Genomic DNA, 24546 nt, shown 5'->3' with positions numbered 1-24546 from the left:
CCGGTCTACGGCGAGCACAAGGTTACCAGCGGCGTGCTCCGCCTCCCTAATCGCCGTCGGGAGCCGCTGCCGGACCCATCGCCTCGCGAAGGGCCCCAGCGCTAATCCGGCCACGCGCGCCAGTTCCGAGCCGCGGAGCAACAGCCGTCGGGTTGCTACGACACTGCTCGCCCGCTGCGAGCAGTGTCGTAGCAGGGCGCTGGACGTGTGACCTCTGCTCGTGCGGGGGCCGGAGGCGCCAGGTCAGCTCCGCGCGGCCGCGGGTGCGCGCTCCGGCTCGGGGCTCGGACGCGCAGCGCGCGCGTGGAGGAGGCGTCGCGCCGGGCGTTCGACCAGCACGTGCATCAACCAGGCAGCCGCGCCGAGCGCCAGCACGAGGGCGACGACGGCCATCCCGGCCGACCACCAGGCGTCGTCACCCCACTCGCGCAGCCACGTCACGACCGGCCGCATCAGGTAGTGCGTCATGTAGAGGCAGTACGACGCCTCCCCTGCCGCGACCATGAGCGAGGTCGACAGCCAGGAGCCGACCCAGCCGCCGGCCGAGGCCACGACGACGACCACGAGGCCCATCACCGGAGCCATCCAGTAGTCGCCCGACGAGAGGGCCGGCACGAGCGCGACCGCCACCACCGCGACCGGCAGCACGGGCGCGAGCCGACCCAGGGCCAGACCACCCCGCACCCACGCCAGGCAGAGGAACATCCCGGCGATGAACTCCCCCATGATCCGCACGTAGAACATGTGCTCGAGGTTGCCGTTGGGCAGGGCAAAGACCGCGAAGACGGTGAGCATCGCGGCATACGAGAGGACCGCGAGCAGCAGCGAGGTGCGGGCCCGCACCACCCGCGCGACGACCACGAAGAGCAGGGGCGCGAGCAGGTAGGCGAACCACTCCGACGCGATCGACCACGCCGGACCGTTGAAGCTCGGGCGGTCGTTGAACCAGTTGTGCACCATCAGCACGTTCTGCCCGTATGCCGCGGGCGTGCGACGGTGCCCGCCCGCACCGATGCCGAGGGTCCCCGTCGCCACGGCCATCGCCAGGTCGATGTTCAGCGCGACGAAGTGCACCGGCCACACGCGGGCGAACCGGTTGCGCACGAATGACACGGCCGACCCCCGCGAGAAGGTGCGCATCGCGTCGGCGTAGTTGTAGGCGAGGATGAACCCGCTCAGGGGGAAGAACAGGTCCACGCCGAGGTAGCCGGCCCGCATGAAGGTGTCGGCGGGCAGCGTCCACGGGGCGAGCGCCTCGATGTCGGCGCGGTAGTGGAACAGCACCACCCAGACAGCGGCCAGCACCCGCAGCCCCGTCAGTGCCGGGAGCGGGGAGCGACGCTCCCCGGTCCCTGGCGTCGCGGCAACCGTGGCGGAGGTCAGGACGTGGCCCCGGACGTCCACTCGTCGGCGCGGATCGCGTAGACGGCCAGGTCGGTCCACCGTTCCTTGAACCAGGACCCCTTCTCGAAGTACGCCTCGCGCCGCATCCCGAGCCGCTCGCAGATCCGCGACGAGCCGGTGTTCTCCGGCTCGAGCTGCGCCCAGACCCGGTGCGCCCCGAGCTCGGTGAACGCGACCTCGGCGAGGGCACGGGCCGCCTCGGTGGCGTAGCCCTGCCCCTCCACGTCGGGGGTGAACACCCAGCCGAGCTCGACCTGCTTGCCGTCGGAGCCGTCGAGCCCGTTGAAGGCGAGCATGACGTCGCCGATGACCCGACCACCGCGGTCGACCGCGAGCGTGAGGTGTGTGCGCTTGTCGTCGATCAGGCCGGCCGTGGTCGAGTGGGCCACGAGGTCGGACACCTGCTCGCGGTTCCTCGGCTCCCCCGGGATGTAGCGGACCACGTCGGGCTGCGACCGGTAGGCGAGCACGTCGTCGACGTCACGCGGCAGGAAGCTGCGCAGGACGAGGCGCTCGGTCGTGATCGGCAGGCTGACGCGCGGCATACGAAGTCTCGGGTCAGAGGTTGATCATGTGGCCGGCGATGCCCTCGACGGCTTCCTTGACGGCCTCCGACAGGGTCGGGTGGGCAAAGACGTTGCGGGCCACCTCGTCGGCGGTGAGGTCCCACTTCTGGGCGAGCGTCAGCGCGGGCAGCAGCTCGGTGACGTCGGGGCCGATGAGGTGGGCGCCGATGATCTCGTTGTGCGTCGCGTCCGCGACCACCTTGACGAAGCCGACCGCGTCCCCGAGCCCCATCGCCTTGCCGTTGGCCGAGAACGGGAACTTGGCCACCTTGACGTCGAAGCCCTTCTCCTTGGCCTGCTCCTCGGTGTAGCCGAACGACGCGATCTGCGGCTGGCAGTAGGTCGCCCGCGGGATGAAGTCGTACTCGACCGGCATCGTCTCGGCGCCGGCCATCGTCTCCGCAGCGACGACGCCCTGGGCCTCGGCGGTGTGGGCCAGCATGAGCTTCCCGGTCACGTCGCCGATGGCGTAGACGTTTTCGACGTTGGTGCGGCAGTGGTCGTCGATGACGATGGCGCCGCGCTCGGTGGCCACGCCGAGCGCCTCGAGGCCGTAGCCCTCGAGCCGCGGGGCGAAGCCGATCGCCTGGAGCACCTTGTCGGTCTCGATGACCCGCGCGTCGCCCCCGGCCGCCGGCGAGACGGTGACCTTGACCTTCTCGCCGCTGTCGTCGATCGACTCGACCTTGGTCGACAGCAGGACGGTGATGCCGAGCTTCTTGTAGTGCTTGAGCAGCTCCTTGGAGACCTCGGCGTCCTCGGTCGGCACCATCCGGTCGAGGAACTCCACGATGGTGACGTCGACGCCGAAGTTCTTCATGACGTAGGCGAACTCGACGCCGATGGCACCCGAGCCGGCGATGACGATCGAGCCGGGCAGCTGGTCGGTGAGGATCTGCTCCTCGTAGGTCACGACGCGGTCGGACAGCGAGGTGCCGGGAATCAGGCGCGTGGTCGCGCCGGTGGCGATGATGAGCTTGTCGAACGTGACCGTCTGCTTCTCACCGGAGCTGAGCGCGACGTCCATCGAGGTCGGGCTGGTCAGGGTGCCCCAGCCGTCGATCTCGGTGATCTTGTTCTTCTTCATCAGGAAGTGCACGCCCTTGACGATGCCCGCGGACACCGCACGCGACCGGGCGTGCGTCGGGCCGAACGACATCGTGGCGTCGCCCTCGATCCCGAACTTCTCCTTCTCGTGGGTCAGGATGTGGCTCAGCTCGGCGTTGCGCAGCAACGCCTTGGACGGGATGCAGCCGACGTTGAGGCAGACACCGCCCCAGTACTTCGCCTCGACCACGGCGGCCCGGAGGCCGAGCTGGGAGGCGCGGATCGCCGCGACGTAACCGCCAGGACCAGCACCGAGAACTACGACGTCGAAGTCAGCCATGCGCGCCAGCCTACTGACTCGTCCGGCGACGCCCCACCTCGCCCGTGCCTAGCGCAGGGTGCGCAGGACGTCGTGGATCGCCCGGGCTGCGGGCGCGGCGGCCTCGGCGCCGGTGCCGCCCTGGGAGACCACGACCGCGACGGCATACCTCGGTCTGGTGGTCGGCGCGTAGGACACGAACCACGAGGTGTCCTGCTTGTCGAACGCCTCGGCGGTGCCCGTCTTGCCCGCCACCGGCCACTGCGCGAGGGGGAACCCGGCGAAGGCGCCGCGCGCCGTGCCCTTGGTCACGACCCCACCCAGCGCGCCGCGCAGGAAGGCCAGGGTGCCGGGCGGGAACGCCACGGTGCCGGCCTTCACCGGCGTCACCTTCTGCGTCGCGCCACCGGGCGTGACGAGGGCCCGCGCGACCTGCGGCTTCCAGAGCGTGCCACCGTTGGCGATCGCGGCATACACCTGGGCCATCTGGAGCGGGCTCACCGTGATGTCTCCCTGGCCGATCGCGAAGTTCGCCGCGTCACCAGCGCGGAACTGGAAGCCGGTCTGACAGTTCTCGACGGCCAGCTGCCTGAGGTATGCCGCGCGGCTGGGGTCCGTGGCGGCTACCTCGGGGTAGCCGGTCCGGGCCCGCTTGCAGGTGTCGACCCTGGTGTCCTCCCACTGGGTCTGCTTCCACTGCCGGTCGGGGATCCGGCCGGCCTGCTCGCCGGGCAGGTCGATGCCCGTGGTCCGGCCGAGCCCGAACCGGTCGGCCATCTCGACGAACGGGTCACGCGCATCGGACTTCGCCGCCAGCCCGCCCTGCGCCAGCCACGAGCGGTAGGCGAAGTCGTAGAAGATCGTGTCGCAGGAGACCTCGATGGCCTGCCGGAGCGAGATGGGTCCGTAGGCCCGCGACTCGAAGTTGGCGAACCGCCGGTTGCCGATCGTGTAGCCGGACGTGCAGTTGTACGTGCCGCCGAGGGAGTTCCCCGCTGCGACTGCGGCCGGCAGGCTGACCACCTTGAAGGTCGAGGCCGGCGAGAACGCCGCCGAGGTCACCCGGGAGACCAGCGGCGTGCCGGCCTTCGGGTCGGTGAGCCGGGCGAACTCGTCGGCGCCGACGCCGCCGGTCCACACCTGCGGGTCGTAGGACGGGTAGCTCGCCGCCGCCACCACCGCTCCGTTGGTGACGTCGAGGACCACTGCCGCGGCGGAGTCGGCCCGGTCGCCGCGCTTCCGAGCGCTCGCCACCGCAGTGGCCAGCGCCTTCTCGGCGGCGGACTGGACCCGGGCGTCGAGGTTGGTGACGAGGTCCTGTCCCGGTGTCGGGTCGACGTGGCCGAGCTGGCTCGTGACGATCCCGCGCGGGTCGACCGCGACGGTGGTCGTGCCCGGCGTGCCCCGCAGCTGGTGGTCGTACTGCTGCTCCAGACCGGCCCGCCCGACCAGGTCGAGGTCGCCGATCGCCCCCTTGGACGTCCTGACGTCGTCGGCATCCGAGCGACCGAGGTAGCCGAGGAGGTGGGCGGCGTTGACCGTCGGCTCGGCGGGGTAGTCCCGCACGGGTTGGGCGGAGACGCCGACGCCCGGGTAGAGGTCCGGGCGCTCGAGGAGGCTGAGCGCCTTGCGGGGATCCACGCCGCTGACCAGCGGGATGGGCACGTACGCCGAGCCCGCCCAGCAGACCGGGGCCGGCGGCGCACCACTGACCCCGCACAGCTGGGTGCGGCCCCAGAGCTGGCCGAACGGTGCGCCCACCACCATCGCCACCCGCCGGACGAGGTCGCGGCCGCCGTCAGCCGCGTCCACGAGCACCGCCCGGTCGACCGTGACGACGGTCTCGGTCGTGTTGTCGACCAACGGTGTGCCGTTGCGGTCGAGGATCCGGCCGCGCACCGCCGCCTCGGTGACCGTGCGCGTGTTGACCGTGGCCGCAGCGGCCCGGTAGTCCGCGTGGCCGGCGATCTGCACCTGTCCCAGCCTGCCGAGCAGGGCACCCATGAAGCACAGCACGACGAGCGCGAGCACCCACACCCGAGGTGAGTGGTCGGAGCGGACGGCGGGAAGGCTCACCGCCCGCTCCGGGCCAACCGCTGCTCGCAGCGCACGAGGACCGGGACGAGGACCGCGCAGAGGACGACGGTGAGCAGGAGCTCGGCGCCGACCACCGGCCACTGCACCGGCGCACCGGTCAGGGCCGCGACGGCGAGCCGCCCGGTCGTCACCACCACCGCGGCGGCCGCACCGACGGTGGCGATCCAGCCGAACGGCGACTGGCCCTCACGGCGGCCGGCACCGGCGACCAGGCCGGCCGCGGCATACAGGAGGGCTGCGGTGCCGAGCACCGCCGAGCCGGGCGGCATCAGGTCGACCAGCCAGCCACCGGCCAGCCCGAGGATGGCTCCGCGGGACGGCCCGACCCAGAGCGCCCCGGCCACGACCACCGGGAGGACGAGGTCGGGGAGGGCGAGCTGCGTGCGTGCCGAGAGGACCACCGAGGTGACCGCCGCGAGCAGCAGGGCGAGGCTCCGGAAGGTCAGGGTCAGCGACGGAACCGGCACGGCCTCACCCCGCCGTGCTGGGGGTGCGGGGCGTGGTGCGCGGTCCGGCGAGGAGGACCCCGACGACGTCGAGGGTCGTCAGGTCGACGGCGGGTCGCACCGACGCGGTCGGCGTGAGGTCACCGGGCGCCTGGTCGACGTCCTGCACGGTGCCGACCCGCAGGCCGGCTGGGAAGGGTGCCCCGCCGACGCTGCCCAAGGTGGTCACGGCGTCGCCGGCCCGCACCGTCCCGCGTTCGACGACGGTGAGGTTGAGCTGACCGGCCGGGCGGTGCTGGGGACCGCGCGCGCCGCTGCCCACCGAGCCGAGCGTGCCCGCTGCGCCCACGCGGATGCCGACGACCAGGTCGGCGCTGCCGACGAGCAGCACGTCGCAGGTCCAGGGCGAGACCGCGACGACCCGGCCGACCAGTCCCTCGGCGGCGACGACCGACAAGTCGGGCTTCACGCCGTCGCGAGCGCCGAGGTCGAGGGTGACGCGCTCGGGCCCGGCGGCACCCTGACGCCCCACGCCGACCACGCGAGCGGGCAGGAAGGTGCTCCCCGCGAGGTCGGGTGCCCCGGACAACGCGGCGAGCTCGCGGGTCTCGCGGGTCTGCGCGACCAGCTGGTCGCGCAGCACCCCGTCGCGGGCCCCGGACGCACCGGGTCCAGCGGCATCGGCACCCGGCGACAGGACCCGCTCGATCGGCCCGAACGCGGCACCCCCGGCGGACCGCAGCTGCCCCGCGCCCGGCCCACCGGCGACGTCGACCCCGAGCACGACCACGGTCACGGCCAGCAGCACCACGAGGAGGCGGCGTCGGGAGGTCTCGTGCATCGGTCACCCGAGCCCGTCAAAAGCGGCGCGTGTCGATGAGGACCCGCTCCAGCGTCGAGAACTCCTCCACGCACCGCCCGGAGCCGCGCACCACGGCCCGCAACGGGTCGTCGGCGACCCGTACCGGCACGCCGAGCTCGTGGCGGAGCCGCTCATCGAGTCCGCGCAGGAGCGCTCCCCCACCGGTGAGCGTGACGCCGTTGTCGAGGATGTCGCCCGCGAGCTCGGGCGGGCACACGTCGAGGGTGGCTCGCACCACGTCGACGATCTGGAGCACCGGCCCCTCGATGGCCCGCCGGACCTCCTGGCTGGTGATCGTCACGGTCTTAGGGAGGCCGCTCACCAGGTCGCGGCCCCGCACGCGCGTGCTGGTCTCCTCGCTGAGGGGGAACGCGGAGCCGGCCGCCACCTTGATGTCCTCGGCGCTGCGCTCCCCCAGCAGCAGGGAGTACTCGCTCTTGACGTGCGCGATCACCGCCTCGTCGATCTCGTCACCGCCGACCCGCACCGACCTGGCCGTCACGATCCCGCCGAGGCTGATCACCGCGACGTCGGTCGTGCCGCCCCCGATGTCGACGACCATCGAGGCGGAGGTCTCGTTGACCGGCAGGCCAGCGCCGATCGCGGCCGCCATCGGCTCCTCGATCACGTAGACCCGGCGGGCTCCCGACCGGATCGCGGCGTCCTCGAGGGCCCGGCGCTCGACCCCGGTGACCTCACTCGGGACGCACACCACCATCCGCGGGCGGACCAGCCGGGACGGTCGCACCTGGTCGACGAAGTAGCGCAGCATCTGCTCGGTGACGTCGGCGTCCGAGATGACGCCGTCGGCCAGGGGCCGGACCGCCCGGACATGCCCCGGCGTGCGCCCGAGCATCTCCTTGGCCCGGGTGCCGGCGGCGATCAGCCGGCCGGTGCCGGCCTCGACCGCCACGACCGACGGTTCGTCCAGGACGACTCCCCGACCGCGCTCGTAGACGAGGGTGTTGGCGGTGCCGAGGTCGATGGCCAGGTCCCTGCCCATCGTCATCCACCCGCGCGCACCGCTCCTCACGCCGCGATGCTAGGTCGGCGGCAGGGCGGGATCGGGGAGCCGCGCCCGACCCGCTCCGAGGATGGTGCGGGTGTGACTGGTGTGACGGTTCACTCGCCTCGTCGAGGCAACCGCCGGGCTGTGGTCAGGCAGCCAGGGCGGCCTGTCGGACGGGTTGGGCCACCTCGCGCGGCCGGCGCATCGCGGCCCGGAGGCGCCAGGCGGCGAAGACGGCCACCAGGCTGATGGCCACGTGCAGGCCGATGAACACGCTGCCGAGCCCGGCACCGAGGATCACGCCGGCGACCAGCGGTCCCACCGCCGAGAACCCGGTCTGCAGCGCGGTGAACATGCCGAGGGTCGTGCCGACCAGCCCGGACGGGGCCAGGCTCGCGGTCAGCGGGTTGAGCACCGGCGCGTACATCGTCTCGCCGACGGCGAAGATGCCGAAGGTCGTGACGAACAACGCGGCGGACAGCTCGGGGCTCAGCGACGCGGCGGCCAGCACCAGCCACGACACGGTCCAGATCGCGCCCACGCCCATGAGGAGGGTCGCCCCACTGCGCTGGGCCGTCAGCCGGACGACCAGCATCTGCAGCGCGATGATGACGACGCAGTTGACCGCGGCGGCCAGGCCGATGGTGGTCTCCTCGACGTGCAGGACCGTGAGGGCGTACGCCGGGAGGCCCGACTCGAACTGGGCGTAGAAGCCCAGCGCCAGGGTCACCGTGATGAGGGCGGTCCAGCGCAGCGCCGGGATCGCCCAGATGGCGCGCAGGGCCTCGCGCGGGCTGGTGGACCCGACGCCCTGGGAGGTGAGGCCGGGCTCGTCGACCGAGCCGACCGGCATACCCCAGCGGCGGGCGCCGGCCGCCAGGAGGAGGACACCCGAGACGAGGAAGCCGACGGCAGCGGCGGCGAACGCCGGCCACATGCCGGTGGCGCGGTCGAGGTCGACGACGTAGCCGGCGGCGAACGCACCCACGGCCATGCCGAGCGCCTGCCCGGTGAACTGCCACGCGAAGACCTTGCGGCGGTCCGCTCCGCCGACCCAGCGCAGCACGAGGACGGACTGGGCCGGACCCGCGGCGGTGATCCCCAGGCCGAAGACGAACATGCCGACGAGGAAGGAGACGGGGCCGTTCGCCCAGATCAGCGATGCGGCTCCGGCTGCGGCGACGACCTTGGCGGCGACGGCGACCGCGACCGGTGACCTGCGGTCGGCCAGGCGCCCGCCGACGGGCGCCGCGAGCAGCGCGCCCACCGAGAACAGGCTCGAGGCGGCGGCCGCGACGAGCGAGCCCCAGCCGCGCGTGGTGGCTGCGTAGGCGTACTGGTAGGGCAGGACGGTGCCCCAGCCGAGCATGGCAACGGCTGAGGCGATGATCAGGAGACGGGCGCGCATGGGAGGGTCAACAGTTCTTCGAGTCCGAATATTTCGATATCGAAATCTTAGCATGCGAAGATGGGGCCATGCCTCCCCGCGGAAAGCGCGCCCCGAGCGCCCAGGAGCAGTACCAGGAAGCCGTCGCCACCTATGTGGCGGCCGGCGGGGACGAGTCGGTGCAGCGGGTCATCACGGCGGTGAACTCGATGAGCCGCAAGCTCGAGCAGTGGTACACCCGCCAGCTCGTCGACCTCGACCTGTCGCACGGCGAGTGGTCGGTCGTGGCCCAGCTGGCCACCGCCGACGGCGCGCCCATGACGCCGAGCCGCCTCGCGGATGCCAGCAACGTGGCGGCGTCCTCGATGACGCACCGGCTCGACAAGATGACCGAACGCGGACTGGTCCGCCGCTCCCCCGACCCCGACAACCGCACCCGGGTGCTCGTCGAGCTCACCGACCAGGGCTGGGAGCTGTTCGGGGCGGCCGTGCGCGAGGCGAACGTCGTCGAGTCCGACGTCCTCGCCGGCCTGACCCGCAAGGAGCGCGGCCAGCTGGCCGCGCTCCTCGAAGTGGTGATCAGCAGTCTCGACGACCTCGAGACCCCGTAGGGCTCCGGGGCTCAGCGGCCCCGCCGGTCAGAGGTTCGGGAACCAGATCGCGATCTCGCGCGCGGCCGACTCCGCGGAGTCGGAGCCGTGCACGATGTTCTCCTGGACCTTCTTGCCCCAGTCGCGGCCGAGGTCGCCACGGATCGTGCCGGGCAGCGCCGCGGTCGGGTCGGTGGCACCGGCCAGGGCCCGGAAGCCCTCGATGCAGCGGTGGCCCTCGATGACGACTGCCGCGACCAGGCCGCTGGACATGAACTCGACGAGGGGCTCGTAGAACGGCTTGCCCTCGTGCTCGGCGTAGTGCTCGGCCAGCTGCTCGCGGGTCGGGGTGGTCACCGCGAGCGCGGCCAGGGTGTAGCCCTTGGCCTCGATGCGGCGCAGGACCTCTCCGGAGAGGCCGCGGGCGAACCCGTCGGGCTTGACCAGGACAAGGGAACGTTCGGTCTGAGTCGTCACGTCGGCCAGCCTACCGAGCAGAGCAGGGGCTAGCGTCACGGTGTGCGAGGGGCCAGGCGGACGAGCGAGGCCTTCGCGTATGCCGCCTGGCTGGCCCAGCCGCTCTACCTCGTCGGCGAGGTGGGAGTGGCCGCCCTGGCCGGGGTTGCCTACTCGGGGCGTGACGACACGATCAGCGCCCTCGGCACGGCCTGCGACCCCGGTGACGCGGGCTGCTCCTCGGCGCCCGTCGCCATGAACGCCGCCTTCGTCGTCTTCGGGCTGCTCCAGGCGGGCGGCGCGGTACCCCTGCTCGCGCGTCGAGGGCGCAGTGCCCGCAGGGTCCTGGTCGGCTGGCTCTGGGTGGTGGCCGGCCTCGCGTCCGTCGGCGTCGGCCTGCTGCCGGTCGACACGCATCCGACCGCCCACTCGCTGGTCGCCCTGCCCGTCTTCGCGGCGCAACCGCTGGCGCTGCTGCTCCACGCCCGAATGCTCGCTCCGGGCGTCGCCCGGCGGGTCGGACTCGGCCTCGCGACGGTCGCCCTGGTCGGCGTCGCCTGCTTCGTGGCGCTGCTGGGCCACGACGAGTGGGTGGGCACCGCCGAGCGGGCCGCCATCTGGCCGGCCAAGCTCTGGCTGCCCCTGGTCGCGGTGGCTACTGCTGGGTGGCTTCGACCCGGGCCGCCACCTGGTCCTCGACCCGGCGGCACAGGACCAACGAGCCGACCCACAGCACGAGGAAGATGACCCCGACCCCGATCATGGCCGGCACCACCACCGCGCTCGCGAAGGTGAGCACCTGGATCAGCCAGCCCAGCGTCACCCCCCACGGGCGGCGCATCAGCCCAGCGGCGAGGAAGCAGAGCAGCGCCAGCCCGACACCGGTCCAGAGCCACGCGTGGCTGCGGTCGTCACCCTGGGCGCTGGCGAGCCCGCGCGCGACCAGGGCCCCGAGGAACACGACGACTCCCTGGCTGCCCAGCACGGTGGCGAGCATCCGCCAGGTGAACTTGCCGAGGGAGCCGTAGAAGACGATCCCCTTCATCGACCACCCCGGCCGTTGTCACGGAACCTCGTGACGAGCCAGAACACGACGGCCACGACGATGACGAGCACCACGAACTTCCCGATCATGCCTCGAGCGTATGCCGTGCGGTCACGGCCGCGTGCAGGCGCCGGGACGGCGTACTGTCAGAGCACGGAGTCATTCAGGCTTCCTAGCGCTGGGAGCACAGCCATGGCCGACAAGTCACCTCGACAACACCTGGCCAAGAAGGCGGGCAAGTCCATCAAGGAGAAGCGCGCCGAGAAGCACGCGAAGGCCGACGCCAAGACCCATCTCGACGTGGGCCAGATCGGCAAGAAGTAGCGGACCCCGCAGCGGCCCGGTCCCGTCGAGGGGTCGGGCCGCTCGGGTGGCCGGGGTCGGTCAGACCTCGGTGGCGCCGAGGAGCATGCGCACCTCGGCCGCCGTCGTCACCGAGCCGGTGGCGAGCACTCCCCCACCGACGCCGCCCTCGTCGGCCAGGCCCGCTGCGGTGTCGAGGGCGTCGGGCAGGTCCTGGACGACCGTGACCCGGTCCTCGCCGAAGATCTCGACCGCCAGCTCGCCGAGCTCGTCGGGGCGCATCGCCCGCGGCGAGGTGGTCCGTGACACGACGACGTGGTCGAGCACCGGCTCGAGGATCTCCAGCATCTCGGTGGCGTCCTTGTCCTTGAGGATGGCGATCACCCCGATGATCCTCGCGAAGTTGAACGAGTCCTCCAGGGCGGCTCGCAGCGCCAGCGCGCCGGCGGGGTTGTGCGCCGCGTCGACGAGGACGGTGGGCGAACGCCGCACGATCTCCAGCCGCCCCGGCGAGGCCACGGCCGCGATGCCCGCCCGGACGGTGTCGGGGTCGAGGCGCTGCTCGCCGCCGCCGAGGAACGCCTCGACCGCCGCGATGGCGAGCACCGTGTTGTGGGCCTGGTGCGCACCGTGCAGCGGAAGCAGCAGGTCCTCGTACTCGCCACCGAGGCCGCGGACCGAGATCTGCTGGCCACCCACGGCGACCTCACGCGTGAGCAGGCCGAAGTCGTTGCCCTCCAAGGCGATCCGTGCGCCCACGGATTCCGCTCGCTGGGCCATGATCTCGGTGACCTCGGGCTCCTGCACGCCGATGACGGCCAGGGCGTCGGCCTTGATGATCCCCGACTTCTCGTCAGCGATCGCCTCCACCGTGTCGCCGAGCATGCGGGTGTGGTCGAGGCTGACCGGCGTCACGACGGCCACCTGGCCGTCGGCGACGTTCGTCGCGTCCCACGCCCCGCCCAGCCCGACCTCCACGATGGCGACGTCGACCGGCGCGTCCGCGAACGCGGCATACGCGATGGCCACGAGCATCTGGAAGTAGTTCATCCGCGGGCGACCGACCTCCGCGGACTGGGCGTCGACGATCTCGACGAACGGCAGCACCTCGTCGTAGGCCGCGATGAACTTCTCCGGGCTGATCGGCACCCCGGACAGGGCGATCCGCTCACGCATCGAGTGGAGGTGGGGCGAGGTGAAGCGCCCGGTCTTCAGCCCCATCTCGCGCAGCAGCGAGTCGATGATCCGCGTCGTCGAGGTCTTGCCGTTGGTGCCGGTGAGGTGGATGACCGGATAGCTGCGCTGTGGGTCGCCGAGAAGGTCCATCACCGCACGGATCTGGTCGAGGGACGGCTCGATGTCGGTCTCCGGCGCGCGAGCGTCGATGGCCTGCTCGACCTCACGGAGCCGTTTCATGACCTCGAGGTTGTGCGCGGCCTCGCGCTGGGCGGTATCAGGAGCAGGCATGCGCCCATCCTCCCGCAGCGACCACCCCCGACGCGAAACGGGCGGCGGTCGCAGCGGACCGCCGCCCGTTTCGTCCCGCAGCGTCAGTTCACAGCTTCATCACCTTGATGCGCACGGGCTCACCGTCGCCGACCGTCGCGCTGACGACGTCGGCGCGCTCCGGCAGGGCCTCGAGCTGCGGTGCGGACCCGAACTGGCTGGCCAGCGTCTCCTCGACGATCAGGGCCTGGTGGGCCACCGTCGCCTCCCAGACCGCCTGGGAACCGGTGACGGTCAACGAGATCCGGTCGGACACGTCGAGCCCGCCGTCGCGCCGGGCCTGCTGGACGGCCCGCACGATGTCGCGAGCCAGCCCCTCCTGCGCGAGCTCGGGCGTGACCAGCGTGTCCAGGACGACGACGCCGCCGCCGTTGGGCAGCAAGGCGCGGCTGTGCCGCTCGTCCTTCTCCCCGAGGAAGGCCTGCTCGAGGGTGAACTCGCCCTTCTGCAGCACCATCCCGCCGGCCTGCACGGTGCCGTCCTCGTCCACCGACCAGTCGCCCGACTTCGAGGCCTGGATGACCTTCTGCACCTCTCGGCCGAGTCGGGGCCCGGCCACCCGGGCGTGCACGGTCAACCGCTGGTCGACCGCGAACGCGGCCGCGGCCGGGTCGCTCTCGTCGATGAGGGTGACCTGCTTGACGTTGACCTCGTCGGCGATGATCGGCGCGTAGGCCTTCAAGGCGGCGGCGTCGGCCACCACCACGGTGAGGTCACCCAGCGGCAGCCGGGTGCGGAGCCCGTCGGCCTTGCGCAGCGACGAGGCGACGGAGCAGACGTCGCGGACCCGGTCCATCGCCGCCACGAGCGCGTCGTCGGCGGGCAGGTCCGAGGCCTCGGGCCAGTCGGTGAGGTGCACGGAACGGCCACCGGTCAGGCCGCGCCAGATCTCCTCGGTCACCAGGGGGAGCAGCGGCGCCGTCACGCGGCACAGCACCTCCAGCGCGGTGTAGAGGGTGTCGAATGCCTGCTCGGCAGCACCGCCGGCTCCACCGCCCGCCGTGGTCCCGGTGTCCCAGAACCGCTCGCGCGAACGGCGCACGTACCAGTTGGTGAGCACGTCGAGGAAGCCACGCGTCGTCTCGCACGCCGACGCCACCTCATACCCGTCGAGCTGGGTCGTCATCGTCTCGACGTACTGGCGCAGCTTGGCCAGCAGGTAGCGGTCGAGCGGGTCGGTGGAGGCCGTGGACCACCTCGCCTCGTACCCGCTCCCACTCGCACCAAAAGCGTTGGCGTACAGCGAGAAGAAGTACCAGGTGTTCCACAGCGGGATGATCACCTGTCGCACGCCGTCACGGATGCCCTGCTCGGTGACGATGAGGTTGCCACCGCGCAGGATCGGGCTGCCCATGAGGAACCAGCGCATCGCGTCGGCCCCGTCGCGGTCGAACACCTCGCGCACGTCGGGGTAGTTGCGCAGCGACTTCGACATCTTCTGCCCGTCGGAGCCGAGCACGATGCCGTGGCAGATCACCGAGCTGAAGGCCGGGCGGTCGAACAGCGACGTCGAGAGGATGTGCAGCATGTAGAACCAGCCGCGGGTCTGCCCGATGTACTCGACGATGAAGTCGGCCGGGAAGTGGTGCTCGAACCACTCGGCGTTCTCGAACGGGTAGTGCACCTGGGCGTAGCTCATCGAGCCGGAGTCGAACCACACGTCGAGGACGTCCTCGACGCGGCGCATCGTCGACTGCCCGCTGGGGTCGTCCGGGTTGGGCCGGGTCAGCTCGTCGACGAACGGGCGGTGCAGGTCGACCTGACCGTCGGCGCTGCGGGGCAGCCGACCGAAGTCGCGCTCGATCTCCTCGAAGGACCCGTAGACGTCGATCCGCGGGTACTGCGGGTCGTCGGAGCGCCACACCGGCACCGGGCTGCCCCAGAACCGGTTGCGGGTGATCGACCAGTCGCGGGCGTTGTCGAGCCACTTGCCGAACTGGCCGTTCTTGATGTGGTCCGGGGTCCAGTCGATCTGCTCGTTGAGCTCGAGCATGCGGTCCTTGAACTTGGTCACCTCGACGAACCAGCTCGAGACCGCCTTGTAGATCAGCGGCTGCCGGCAGCGCCAGCAGTGCGGGTAGGAGTGGTCGTAGGTCTCCCGGCGGACCAGGACGGTGCCGTCCGTGACCGAGCCGTGGTCGGCCTCGCCGCGGGTGGCGGCCTTGAGGTGGTCGATGATCGGCAGGTTCGCGTCGAACACGAGCATGCCCTCGTATTCGGCGACCGGGAAGGTGAAGCACCCGTCCGGGCCGACCGGCATGACCGGCTCGATCCCCTCGCGGTCCGTGACGATCTTGTCGTCCTCACCGAACGCCCCGGCGCTGTGGACCAGCCCGGTGCCGTCGCTGGTCGTGACGAAGTCGGCCTCGACCACGCGGTGGGCGTTCTCGTGACCCTCGTAGTAGCTGAACGGCGGCGTGTAGGAGCGACCCATCAGGTCGCGACCCTTGAGCCGCTCGACGACGAAGGACCCGACGTCGGCCTTGGGGTCGCCGAACAGGTCACGCGCATAGCTCGGGAGGCGCTCCGCACCGATGACGTAGCGCTCGGTGCTGCCCGTGGGGACGGCCGACTCCACGACGACGTAGTCGATGTCGGGGTGGACCATCACCGCCAGGTTCGACGGCAGGGTCCAAGGCGTGGTCGTCCAGACCAGGGCCAGCTCGCCGGTGTCCAGCCGCACGCCGACGGTGACGGCCGGGTCCTGCCGCATCTGGTAGACGTCGTCGTCCATCCGCAGCTCGTGGTTCGACAACGGCGTCTGGTCGTTCCAGCAGTAGGGCAGGACGCGGAAGCCTTCGTAGATCAGGCCCTTGTCGTGCAGCGACTTGAACGCCCAGATGACCGACTCCATGTAGTCGGGGTTGAGCGTCTTGTAGTCGTTGTCGAAGTCGACCCAGCGGGCCTGGCGGGTGACGTACTCGCGCCACTCCCCCCTGTACTTCAGCACCGACTGCCGGCACTTGGCGTTGAACTCCTCGATGCCGATCTCGAGGATCTCGTCCTTGGTCTTGATGCCGAGCTGGGCCATCGCCTCGAGCTCGGCGGGCAGGCCGTGGGTGTCCCACCCGAACCGTCGCTCGACCCGGCGCCCGCGCATCGTCTGGTAGCGCGGGATGAGGTCCTTGACATAGCCGGTCAGCAGGTGGCCGTAGTGCGGCAGGCCGTTGGCGAACGGCGGGCCGTCGTAGAAGACGAACTCGTTGTCGCCGTTGGTGCCGGCCGACCGGTTCTCCACCGACGCGATGAAGGTGCCGTCCTCGTCCCAGTACTTGAGGATGCGCTCCTCGATCTCCGGGAAGCGCGGGGACGCGGGCACGCCCGAGGAGGTGCCCGGGGCGTCGCTGGAGACTGTGTCGCTCGAGACTGTGTCGCTGGAGACCTTGGGATAGGTCATGGTGTCGGCGGTCCTCACATCACTCGTGTTCTCACACGAGGACGACGTCGCCGGGTTTCCCGACGGCACCGCGGTGCCACCTCGCTTGCCGTGCCCCGCGTGCTGACGCACGCGGCATACGGCCGCTCTTGCCCAAGGTTGTCACGGACCCACCCGTCCGGTTCTAGTGAGCCTGGTGCCCTGCGTATGCCGCGGGGCGCCCTGCCGTTCTTCCGGAGGCTCCCCGGTGATGGCCGGTTCGACGCCTGTGCACCCCAGTCTAGCCATCCGTGACGAAGGGCACGTGCGCACGGCCGGAGGACGCCGTCGTGCGGTGTAGTCTGAGCGGCGTTGCCCTGAGGTCCCCGACCGCATGGCGACACCACGACGCGACACCAGGGGAAGCCGGTCAGATGCCGGCGCTGACCCGCAACCGTAGGCCGCCTGAAACGCGGCAAGCCGGAACACCTGGTACGCGAAGCGGCTCCATTTCCGTCGAGGTACGCGGGGCGGAGCCCGGACACCCAGTCCGAGGCCGCCCCCCGATGTCGCTCCAGCGACGCCGGGGGTCTTTCACGTTCTGGTGCCGGTGCACCGTCGCGACACCGTTCGCATTGAAGAGGCACCATGCACCGCACCCTTCGCACCGCCCGTCCGGCGGCGGCGCTCGCCCTGGCCCTGGCGGCCAGCCTGGTAGTCCCCGGCGCGGCGTTCGCCGGCACGACCGAGCCCACCGGCACGACCACCGGCACGAGCTCGAGCACTACTACGCCGTCGACGACGACCTCGACCTCCACCGAGTCGGCCACGACGTCGACCACCACCCCGCCGACCACCGGCACGGCCACCACGACCTCCACCGAGTCGGCCACGACGTCGACCACCACGCCGCCCTCGACGACGAGCACGACCCCGTCGAAGCCGAAGACCGCGGCGAGGTCCAAGGCCCTGGCCGCGACGTCGGAGCGGATGCCGTTCGGCGCGGGGTCCACCCTGCGAGCGGCCCTGGTCCCGGGTGACCCCACCGACCAGGCCGCGTACGCCGCCGGCTTCATCGTGCGCACCCTCGCCGCGCGCGACGACCACTACAACTACCCCGCCTCGACGTTCTTCGACGGTGGCAACACCATTGACGCCGTCCTGGCGCTGGACGGCGCAGGCGCCGGCCTCGACCAGGCCGACGCCACCACCGACTACCTCGCCGCACACGTGAACGACTACGTGGGCTACCCCGACCCGCCCGGCTCCCCGACCGCCGAGACCTACGCCGGCCCGCTCGGCAAGCTCGTCCTCGGCGTGGTCGCCCAGGGCGGCAACCCCACCGCCTTCGGTGGGCAGGACCTCGTCGCCCGCCTCGAGGGCCTGATGACCGTTGGCGGTCGTTTCTCGGACAAGTCCAACTTCGGCGACGCGACCAACCCGAGCGGCGACTACTCCAACACCATCGGGCAGGTCCTCGACATCATCGCCCTCGGTCGCGCCACGGGCTCGGTGCCGGACGCCGCTGGGAACTACCTCCTCGACCAGCAGTGCGACGACGGCGGGTTCCGCGGCAACCTCGACGTCGCGGGTGCTGCCTGCTCCAGTGACGCGGACGCGACCGCCTTCGCCGCCCAGGCCCTCGTCGGCCTGCTGGGCGCGGACGACCCCGCGACCGTGGACGCGCTCGAGTGGCTCTCGTCGCACCAGGCGCCCAACGGCGGCTTCCTCAACGACGACGGTCAGTACAACGCCAACACCGCGGGCGTCGCAGCCCAGGCCTTCGCCGCGGGCGGCCTCGACGCCGAGCTCGCGAGCGCCCAGGACTTCCTGGCCGGTCTGCAGTTCGACTGCTCCTTCGCCGCCGGCCTCCGCGGCGGCATCGCCTTCACCGCGGCCGACCACGCCACCCTCAAGGCTGCCCCGACGACGGCTGCGGCGATCGACCGCGCGCTGCGGGCCACGCCCCAGGCGACCCTGGGCCTGGCCGGCGACTCGCTGCTGACGGTCACGGCTGACGGGGCTGCGGCCACCGCGCCGACGCTCGACTGCCGCACGACCACCACGACGACCACCTCTCCTGCGTCGTCCACCACGAGCACGTCCTCGACTCCCTCGACGGGGAGCAACGACCCGGCCGACCCCGGGTCGGCCACGCCCGGCTCGCTGGCCCTCACCGGCACCGACGTGGCGGCGATGTCCCTGCTGGGCGCACTGCTGCTGCTGGCCGGTGCCGGCGCGATCGTCCTGGCCCGGCGCAAGGGCGTGCACGCCTGATGCGGCTGGTCGCGCGCTTCGTCGCCATTGCCGGTCTGGTGGTCGCCGGCGGCCTCGCCCTCCCGGGCGGGGCCGCCCAGGCGGCGGCCTGTAGCAGCTCGACCGGCGTGACGGTGGTGATCGACTACGGCTCGAGCAGCAGCACGCTCTGCGCCGCGGACGACACCTCCGCCATGAAGGTGCTCACAAAGGTCGCCACCGTCGTGAGCCCGGTCCAGTACCCGGGAACGGTGGTCTGCAAGATCAACAGCGTCCCTGCCGACCAGTCCTGCCAGCGGATGCCTCCGGCCAGCGCCTACTGGGCCTTCTTCCATGCACCCCGTGGCGGATCGTGGACCTACAGCAGCTCCGGCGTGGCGGACTACAACCCGGCGGCCGGCAGCGTGATCGGGTTCGCGTTCGGCTCCGGAGGGGCTCCCAGCAGCCCTCCGCCCGCCGCAGCCGCACCCACGCCGTCGCCGAGCCCGTCCTCGTCGTCGAGCCGGCCGCCCGCCCCCAAGCCGAAGCCGAAGCCCACGACGACCACCCCCGCGCGTCCCGGGAGCTCGGGCACCTCGACCGGGTCGACGCCGGCAGCCGGGAGCAGCTCTGCTGCCGGCTCGGTGACCAAGCCCGGCGCGAAGCCGTCGACCACGACCCCGGGGAGCACGACCACCACGTCGCCGACGGGTGGCGCCACCACGGGCACGACGCCGTCGACGGACTCGACCGGCGACAGTGCGAGCACCGCAGCGGCCCAGGGGGACTCGACGGACTCGGGCTCGCCCACCACCCTGCTCGCCGGCCTCGGCCTGGTCGCGTTGGTCGGCGCCGGCGCGGCCTACGTCGCGATCCGTCGCCGAGCCACCAGCTGAGGACCGTGCGCACGGCTGGCTCCCCGCTGTCCCGACACCTCCACCCGGTCGCCTGGTGGGTGTGGGCGATCGGGCTGGCGGTGGCCTGCTCACGCACCAGCAACCCGGTGCTGCTCCTGCTCGCGGTGACCGTCGCCAGCCTGGTCGTCGCGGCCAAGCGCGGCAGCTCGCCGTGGGCACGGGCCTTCCGCCTGTACCTCGTGCTCGCGGCGGTCATCATCGTCCTGCGGGTACTCCTGCACGTCGTGGTGGGCTACAAGCTCGGCAGCACGAGGCTCTACCAGCTGCCCAGCATCGAGCTGCCCGGCATCACCCTCCTCGGCCCGCTCTACCTCGAGGGCCTGCTGGCGGCGGCGGTCGAAGGGCTGCGGCTGGCCAGCCTGATCGCCTGCATCGGCGCGGCCAACGCGCTGGCCAACCCCAAGCGCCTCCTCCGGGCCCTCCCGAGTGCCTTGCACGAGATCGGCACCGCCGTGGTCATCTCGGTCACCGTCGCGCCGCAGCTGGCCGAGAGCGTCCAGCGGGTCCGGCGGGCCCGAGTCCTGCGCGGCGAGGGTGGCACCGGGATCCGGTCGGTCGGCCGGGTCGCGCTGCCCGTCCTCCAGGACACGCTGGACCGGTCGCTCTCCCTCGCCTCGGCGATGGACTCGAGGGGGTACGGCCGCCGGACCGAGCAGTCACCGGTCACGAGGAGGGTCACCGCTGCGCTGACCCTCACCGGGCTCCTGGGCGCCGGCATCGGGATGTACGGCCTGCTCGACAGCACCGCGCCCGCGGTCATCGGCCTGCCCATGCTCGTCCTGGGCCTGGCCCTGTCGGCGATCGGCATGTGGGTCGGTGGGCGGAGCGTGCAGCGCAGCGTCTACCGGCCCGACCCGTGGGCGGTGCCCGAGTGGCTCGTCGCCGGCTCGGGTCTGCTGGCCGCGGTGCTCGTGGTCGTGCAGTCCGCCCGGGCGCCGGGCACCCTCGTCCTCCCCCTCGAGCCGCTGGCCGCCCCCGCGCTGCCGCTGCTCCCCGTCGTCGGCATCCTGGCGGCGGCCCTCCCGGCGTTCGTCGCCCCCGACCCACCGGTCGCGCGGCGCGGAGACCCGCGATGAGCCGCCCCGTCGACCCGCACTCCCCGGTCGTCTTCGACCGCGTCACCATCCGGTATGCCGGGAGCCCACCTCCCGCGATCCGCTCGGTGTCGTTCGCGCTCCAGGAGGGCGAGCTCGTCGTCGTCACCGGCCGCACGGGTTCGGGCAAGTCGACCCTGCTCGGCGCCGTGAACGGCACCGTCCCCCACTTCACCGGCGGTCACCTCTCGGGCCGGGTCACGGTCTTCGGCCACGACACCCGCACGCACCGACCACGGGACCTCGCGGGCGTCGTCGGCGTCGTGCGTCAGGACCCGCTGGCGGGCTTCGTGACGGACACTGTGGAGGAAGAGCTCGCCTACACGCTCGAACAGCTGGCCCTCGACCCGGCCGCCATGCGCCGCCGGGTGGAGGAGGTGCTCGACCTCATGGGGATCGCCGACCTGCGCGACGCACCCCTGCGCGACCTCTCGGGCGGGCAGCAGCAGCGGGTCGCGATCGGGTCGGTGCTCACGGCGAACCCGCGGCTCCTCGTCCTCGACGAACCCACCTCGGCCCTCGACCCGACCGGTGCCGAGGAGGTGCTCGCGACGCTCTCGCGGCTCGTGCACGACCTCGGCCTGACCGTCCTGCTGTCGGAGCACCGGCTGGAGCGGATCGTCGGCGCGGCCGACCGGGTCATCGAGGTGCACGACGACGGCACGGTCAGCGACGGCCGGCCGAGCGACGTCATGGCCACCTCGGCCCTCGCGCCACCGGTGGTCCACCTGGGGCGCTGGGCCGGCTGGGACCCCCTGCCCCTGACGGTCCGGGATGCCCGGCGCGCAGCCAGCGCCCTGCGGGCCGAGCTCATCGAGACGGGTCCCGCCGGCACCGCCGACCCCAACCGGCGCGCGCTGCCCCAAGGAGCCGCGCGGCTGGTCGCGTCTGCTCTCTCGGTCAGCCACGGGACGGTGGCCGCGGTGCGCTCCGTGGACCTGGCCCTGCGCGACGGCGAGGTCGCAGTCCTCATGGGCCGCAACGGTTCTGGCAAGTCCTCCCTGCTCTGGGCACTCCACGGCAGCGGCCCCCGCAGTGACGGTGCGGTCACCGTCGTCACGGCCACCGGCGCGCGGGTCGACCCCGCCACGGAGGCACCCCGCACCCGCCGCGGCCACGTCGGGCTGGTCCCCCAGAGCGCCCCCGACCTGCTCTACCTCGACTCGGTGCGCGCCGAGTGCCAGCAGGCAGACCACGAGTCAGGAGCCGCACCGGGCGCGACGCGCGCCACGCTCGACCGGCTCGCACCCGGCATACCCGACGACCACCACCCCCGCGACCTGTCCGAGGGGCAGCAGCTGGCCCTGGTGCTGGCGATCCAGCTCTCCGCGTCGCCCGGGGCGCTGCTCCTCGACGAACCCACCCGGGGGTTGGACTACCCCGGCAAGGCCGCCCTGGCCGAGGTCCTGCGCGACCTCGCCGCAGCCGGGACCGCCCTGGCGGTGGCGACCCACGACGTGGAGTTCGCCGCCACGGTGGCCGACCGGGTGGTCGTGCTGGCCGAGGGGACGGTCGTCGCGGACGGGACGGCCACCGACATCCTCTGCGACTCCCCCGCCTTCGCACCGCAGGTGGCCAAGGTGCTCGCCCCCGCGCGGCTGCTGTGCCTGGACCAGGTACTGAGCGCCGCCACCACCCTCGGGGCGCCCTGATGGCCACCCCGATGCGCGCCATCGCGCTGCGGCCGCGCTCCACCGCGGCGCTCGTCCTGGTGTCCGTGGCCGGGCTGCTCGCCTTCCTCTGGCCGCTGTTCGCGACGGCCGGCTCGCGGCTCGGCCAGAACGCCGATGCACCACTGGTCTTCGCCCTCCTGCTGCCGCTGCTGATGGCGGTGGTGCTGTTCGAGATCAGCGAGGGCGGGCTCGACGTCAAGGCCGTGGCGATGCTCGGCGTCCTGTCCGCGGTCGGGGCTGCCCTGCGCCCCTTGGGCGCCGGCACCGCAGGGCTCGAGACGGTCTTCTTCCTGCTCGTCCTCGGCGGCCGGGTGTTCGGGCCGGCCTTCGGGTTCGTGCTCGGCTCCACCACGCTCTTCGCCTCCGCGCTGGTCACCGGCGGGGTCGGCCCGTGGCTGCCCTACCAGATGCTCGGCGCCGCCTGGGTCGGCCTGGGCGCCGGCCTCCTCCCCCGGGTCCCCCGTCGCTGGGAGCTGCTCCTCCTGGCCGTCTACGGCGCGCTGGCCGGGCTGCTCTACGGCGTGGCACTCAACTTCTCGTTCTGGCCCTTTGCCAGCGGGCTGGCGAGCGACCTGTCGTTCGTGGCGGGTGCCCCTGCGTGGGAGAACCTGCGCCGGTTCGGGCTCTTCTCCCTGGCCACGTCGGTCTGGTGGGACCTCGGGCGCGCGGTCACCAACGTCGTCCTCATCGCCGTCACCGGGCGCGCGGTCCTCGGGACCCTGCGCCGGGCCTCGCGTCGGGCCGCCTTCGACGCCGACGTGGAGTTTGCCGACGCGGAGCTTGCTGACGTCGCGCTCGAGCACGGTGACCGCGCCGACCAGCCGGCCCCGCGGCATACGCTGCACGAGTGAGCACGCACACCTCGCTGCCCATCCGCACCGTCACCGACCCCGACGTCAAGGCGACCTACGCCGTCGACCAGTCGGTCGGCGCCACCGCGCCGACCGCCTTCGAGGTGGTGCGGGCGCGTGACCTCGGTGACGTCGTCGAGGTGATGCAGTGGGCGCACGAGACCCGCACGCCGGTCGTGCCACAGGGCGCGCGCAGCAGCCTCACCGGGAGCTCGGTCGCGATCGAGGGCGGCGTGGTCCTCAACACCGAAGGGCTCGACACGATCTCCACCGTCGACCCGCTCGAAGGGCTGGCCGTGCTCGGGCCCGGCGTCATCACCCAGAGCCTCAAGGACGCTGCGGCCGCCGAGGGGCTGTTCTACCCACCGGACCCCGCCAGCTCGGCGTTCTGCACGGTCGGCGGCAACGTCGCCACCAACGCCGGTGGCCTGTGCTGCGTGAAGTACGGCGTGACCGCCGACTACGTCCGCTCCCTCCAGGTCGTCCTGCCCGGCGGGGAGGTCATCCGCACCGGACACCGCACCGCGAAGGGAGTGGCCGGCCTCGACCTCACCGGCCTGTTCGTCGGGTCGGAGGGCACCCTCGGGGTGGTCACCGAGGTGACCACCCGCCTGGTGTCGGCGCCCGACCCCGCCCTCACCGTGCTGGCGACCTTCGACTCCCTCGACACCGCCTCCGTGGCGATCGTCGCCCTGCGCCGCGAGCGCCACGTGCCCTCGCTCGTCGAGCTGCTCGACCGCGCCGCCGTGGCGGCGGTGCAGGCGCTCGCCGACTACGGCTTCCCCCAGGACTGCGAGGCGGTGCTGCTCGTCCAGTCGGACCGCCCGGACCACACCGGCGAGGACGTGCAGCGGTATGCCGCGCTGCTCACCGACGCGGGCGCCGTGGACGTGGCCGTGGCCGACGACCCCGCCGAGGCCGACCTGCTGCTGGCCGGCCGTCGCGCGCTGAGCCCGGCGCTGGAGGCCAAGGGCCCGCGCTACCTCGAGGACGTCTGCGTCCCCGTGGGTCGGCTGACCGACCTGATCCGCGCGGGTCAGGCCATCGCCGCCAGGCACGGCCTCGAGATCGTCATGGCCGGTCATGCCGGGGACGGCAACCTGCACCCGAGCATCTTCTTCGACCCGGCCGACCCCACGAGCCGGAGGCGGGCGCACCAGGCGTTCTCCGAGGTGGTCACCGCGGCCCTGCAGATGGGGGGCACCATCACCGGCGAGCACGGGGTGGGCACCCTCAAGGCGCCGTGGCTCGCGGAGGAGCTCGGTGAGCGTGAGCTCGAGCGCCAGCGCGCGGTGAAGGCACTGTTCGACCCGCGCGGAATCCTCAACCCCGGCCGGGTCTACTGGTCCTGACGGATGGGGCGCACGGTTCGACTGGTAGAAAC

At 72.3% G+C, this 24546-nt stretch carries 21 protein-coding genes and 1 riboswitch; of the genes, 9 read left to right on the top strand and 12 right to left on the bottom strand.

The features are described 5' to 3' along the window. Nucleotides 1–243: 243 nt before the first annotated feature. The 8 genes from AC1DWJ_RS14420 to AC1DWJ_RS14385 all read right to left on the bottom strand — a co-directional run bounded on the left by AC1DWJ_RS14420 (nt 244) and on the right by AC1DWJ_RS14385 (nt 9158). The gene (locus AC1DWJ_RS14420; RefSeq protein ID WP_457255688.1) at nt 244–1404 is read right to left on the bottom strand and encodes an acyltransferase family protein; all 1161 of its coding nucleotides are present in this window, start codon (nt 1402–1404) and stop codon (nt 244–246) included. Continuing rightward, the gene (locus tag AC1DWJ_RS14415; RefSeq protein WP_457255687.1) at nt 1380–1949 is read right to left on the bottom strand and encodes a GNAT family N-acetyltransferase; all 570 of its coding nucleotides are present in this window, start codon (nt 1947–1949) and stop codon (nt 1380–1382) included. Before AC1DWJ_RS14415 ends, AC1DWJ_RS14420 begins: the two co-directional genes overlap by 25 nt. 13 nt (nt 1950–1962) lie before the next feature. Next, on the bottom strand, nt 1963–3357 hold the full coding sequence (gene lpdA / locus AC1DWJ_RS14410; protein WP_457255686.1) for a dihydrolipoyl dehydrogenase: 1395 nt from the start codon (nt 3355–3357) through the stop codon (nt 1963–1965). A gap of 48 nt (nt 3358–3405) precedes the next feature. Continuing rightward, nucleotides 3406–5412 carry a penicillin-binding protein 2 gene (gene mrdA, locus AC1DWJ_RS14405; RefSeq protein WP_457255685.1) on the bottom strand — a complete coding sequence of 669 codons (2007 nt, stop codon included), beginning with the start codon at nt 5410–5412 and terminating at the stop codon, nt 3406–3408. Continuing rightward, on the bottom strand, nt 5409–5900 hold the full coding sequence (locus AC1DWJ_RS14400; RefSeq protein WP_457255684.1) for a rod shape-determining protein MreD: 492 nt from the start codon (nt 5898–5900) through the stop codon (nt 5409–5411). Before AC1DWJ_RS14400 ends, mrdA begins: the two co-directional genes overlap by 4 nt. Before the next feature lie 4 nt (nt 5901–5904). Next, the gene (gene mreC, locus AC1DWJ_RS14395; RefSeq protein WP_477621137.1) at nt 5905–6720 is read right to left on the bottom strand and encodes a rod shape-determining protein MreC; all 816 of its coding nucleotides are present in this window, start codon (nt 6718–6720) and stop codon (nt 5905–5907) included. 16 nt (nt 6721–6736) lie between these two features. Next, nucleotides 6737–7750, bottom strand: a complete 1014-nt coding sequence (mreB, locus tag AC1DWJ_RS14390; RefSeq protein ID WP_477621214.1) for a rod shape-determining protein MreB — start codon at nt 7748–7750, stop codon at nt 6737–6739. 148 nt (nt 7751–7898) lie between these two features. Further along, on the bottom strand, nt 7899–9158 hold the full coding sequence (locus AC1DWJ_RS14385) for an MFS transporter (RefSeq protein ID WP_457255682.1): 1260 nt from the start codon (nt 9156–9158) through the stop codon (nt 7899–7901). Between the two features lie 68 nt (nt 9159–9226). On the opposite strand from AC1DWJ_RS14385, the gene AC1DWJ_RS14380 reads away from it, so the two are divergent. Next, nucleotides 9227–9748, top strand: a complete 522-nt coding sequence (locus AC1DWJ_RS14380; protein ID WP_457255681.1) for a MarR family winged helix-turn-helix transcriptional regulator — start codon at nt 9227–9229, stop codon at nt 9746–9748. Between the two features lie 27 nt (nt 9749–9775). Here the strand turns inward: AC1DWJ_RS14380 and ndk are convergent, their stop codons facing one another. After that, a complete protein-coding gene (gene ndk, locus AC1DWJ_RS14375) occupies nt 9776–10204 on the bottom strand; it encodes a nucleoside-diphosphate kinase (protein ID WP_457255680.1) in 429 nt (142 codons plus the stop codon). A 42-nt stretch (nt 10205–10246) separates the two neighbouring features. Between ndk and AC1DWJ_RS14370 the strand changes: the two genes are divergently transcribed. Beyond that, complete coding sequence (locus AC1DWJ_RS14370; RefSeq protein WP_477621136.1) at nt 10247–10930, top strand: DUF998 domain-containing protein; 684 nt, start codon at nt 10247–10249, stop codon at nt 10928–10930. Here AC1DWJ_RS14370 and AC1DWJ_RS14365 read toward each other — a convergent pair. Then, the gene (locus AC1DWJ_RS14365; protein WP_457255678.1) at nt 10839–11228 is read right to left on the bottom strand and encodes a DUF4233 domain-containing protein; all 390 of its coding nucleotides are present in this window, start codon (nt 11226–11228) and stop codon (nt 10839–10841) included. The two genes, AC1DWJ_RS14370 and AC1DWJ_RS14365, sit on opposite strands and share 92 nt — an antisense overlap. 192 nt (nt 11229–11420) lie before the next feature. On the opposite strand from AC1DWJ_RS14365, the gene AC1DWJ_RS14360 reads away from it, so the two are divergent. Then, nucleotides 11421–11552, top strand: coding sequence for a hypothetical protein (locus AC1DWJ_RS14360; protein ID WP_255358323.1), 132 nt, complete (start codon nt 11421–11423; stop codon nt 11550–11552). Nucleotides 11553–11612: 60 nt separating this feature from the next. On the opposite strand, the gene AC1DWJ_RS14355 is transcribed toward AC1DWJ_RS14360, so the two are convergent. Further along, nucleotides 11613–12998 carry a bifunctional folylpolyglutamate synthase/dihydrofolate synthase gene (locus AC1DWJ_RS14355; RefSeq protein ID WP_457255677.1) on the bottom strand — a complete coding sequence of 462 codons (1386 nt, stop codon included), beginning with the start codon at nt 12996–12998 and terminating at the stop codon, nt 11613–11615. An 88-nt stretch (nt 12999–13086) separates the two neighbouring features. Further along, nucleotides 13087–16434, bottom strand: coding sequence for an isoleucine--tRNA ligase (ileS, locus tag AC1DWJ_RS14350; protein ID WP_477621135.1), 3348 nt, complete (start codon nt 16432–16434; stop codon nt 13087–13089). Nucleotides 16435–16811: 377 nt separating this feature from the next. Beyond that, nucleotides 16812–16939: riboswitch (cobalamin riboswitch) on the top strand. A 101-nt stretch (nt 16940–17040) separates the two neighbouring features. Between ileS and AC1DWJ_RS14345 the strand changes: the two genes are divergently transcribed. From AC1DWJ_RS14345 to AC1DWJ_RS14320, 6 genes are read left to right on the top strand one after another with little or no spacing between them, the layout of a single operon-like run. Beyond that, on the top strand, nt 17041–18669 hold the full coding sequence (locus AC1DWJ_RS14345; RefSeq protein ID WP_477621134.1) for a hypothetical protein: 1629 nt from the start codon (nt 17041–17043) through the stop codon (nt 18667–18669). Further along, nucleotides 18669–19523, top strand: coding sequence for a hypothetical protein (locus AC1DWJ_RS14340; protein ID WP_477621133.1), 855 nt, complete (start codon nt 18669–18671; stop codon nt 19521–19523). The genes AC1DWJ_RS14345 and AC1DWJ_RS14340 overlap by 1 nt, the downstream gene beginning before the upstream one ends. A gap of 5 nt (nt 19524–19528) precedes the next feature. Continuing rightward, complete coding sequence (locus AC1DWJ_RS14335; protein ID WP_477621132.1) at nt 19529–20620, top strand: energy-coupling factor transporter transmembrane component T; 1092 nt, start codon at nt 19529–19531, stop codon at nt 20618–20620. Then, entirely contained in the window at nt 20617–22290 is a 1674-nt protein-coding gene (locus AC1DWJ_RS14330) for an ABC transporter ATP-binding protein (protein ID WP_477621131.1), read from the top strand. Before AC1DWJ_RS14335 ends, AC1DWJ_RS14330 begins: the two co-directional genes overlap by 4 nt. Beyond that, nucleotides 22290–23162: an ECF transporter S component gene (locus AC1DWJ_RS14325; RefSeq protein WP_477621130.1), complete on the top strand. Its 873-nt coding sequence runs from the start codon at nt 22290–22292 to the stop codon at nt 23160–23162. Before AC1DWJ_RS14330 ends, AC1DWJ_RS14325 begins: the two co-directional genes overlap by 1 nt. After that, nucleotides 23159–24514 carry an FAD-binding oxidoreductase gene (locus AC1DWJ_RS14320; protein WP_477621129.1) on the top strand — a complete coding sequence of 452 codons (1356 nt, stop codon included), beginning with the start codon at nt 23159–23161 and terminating at the stop codon, nt 24512–24514. The genes AC1DWJ_RS14325 and AC1DWJ_RS14320 overlap by 4 nt, the downstream gene beginning before the upstream one ends. Nucleotides 24515–24546: the final 32 nt, after the last annotated feature.

The sequence above is a fragment of the Pedococcus sp. P2_D7 genome (genome assembly GCF_056404295.1).
The sequence above is the reverse complement of the archived record's forward strand: the minus strand, read 5'-3'. Positions and strand labels throughout refer to the sequence as shown.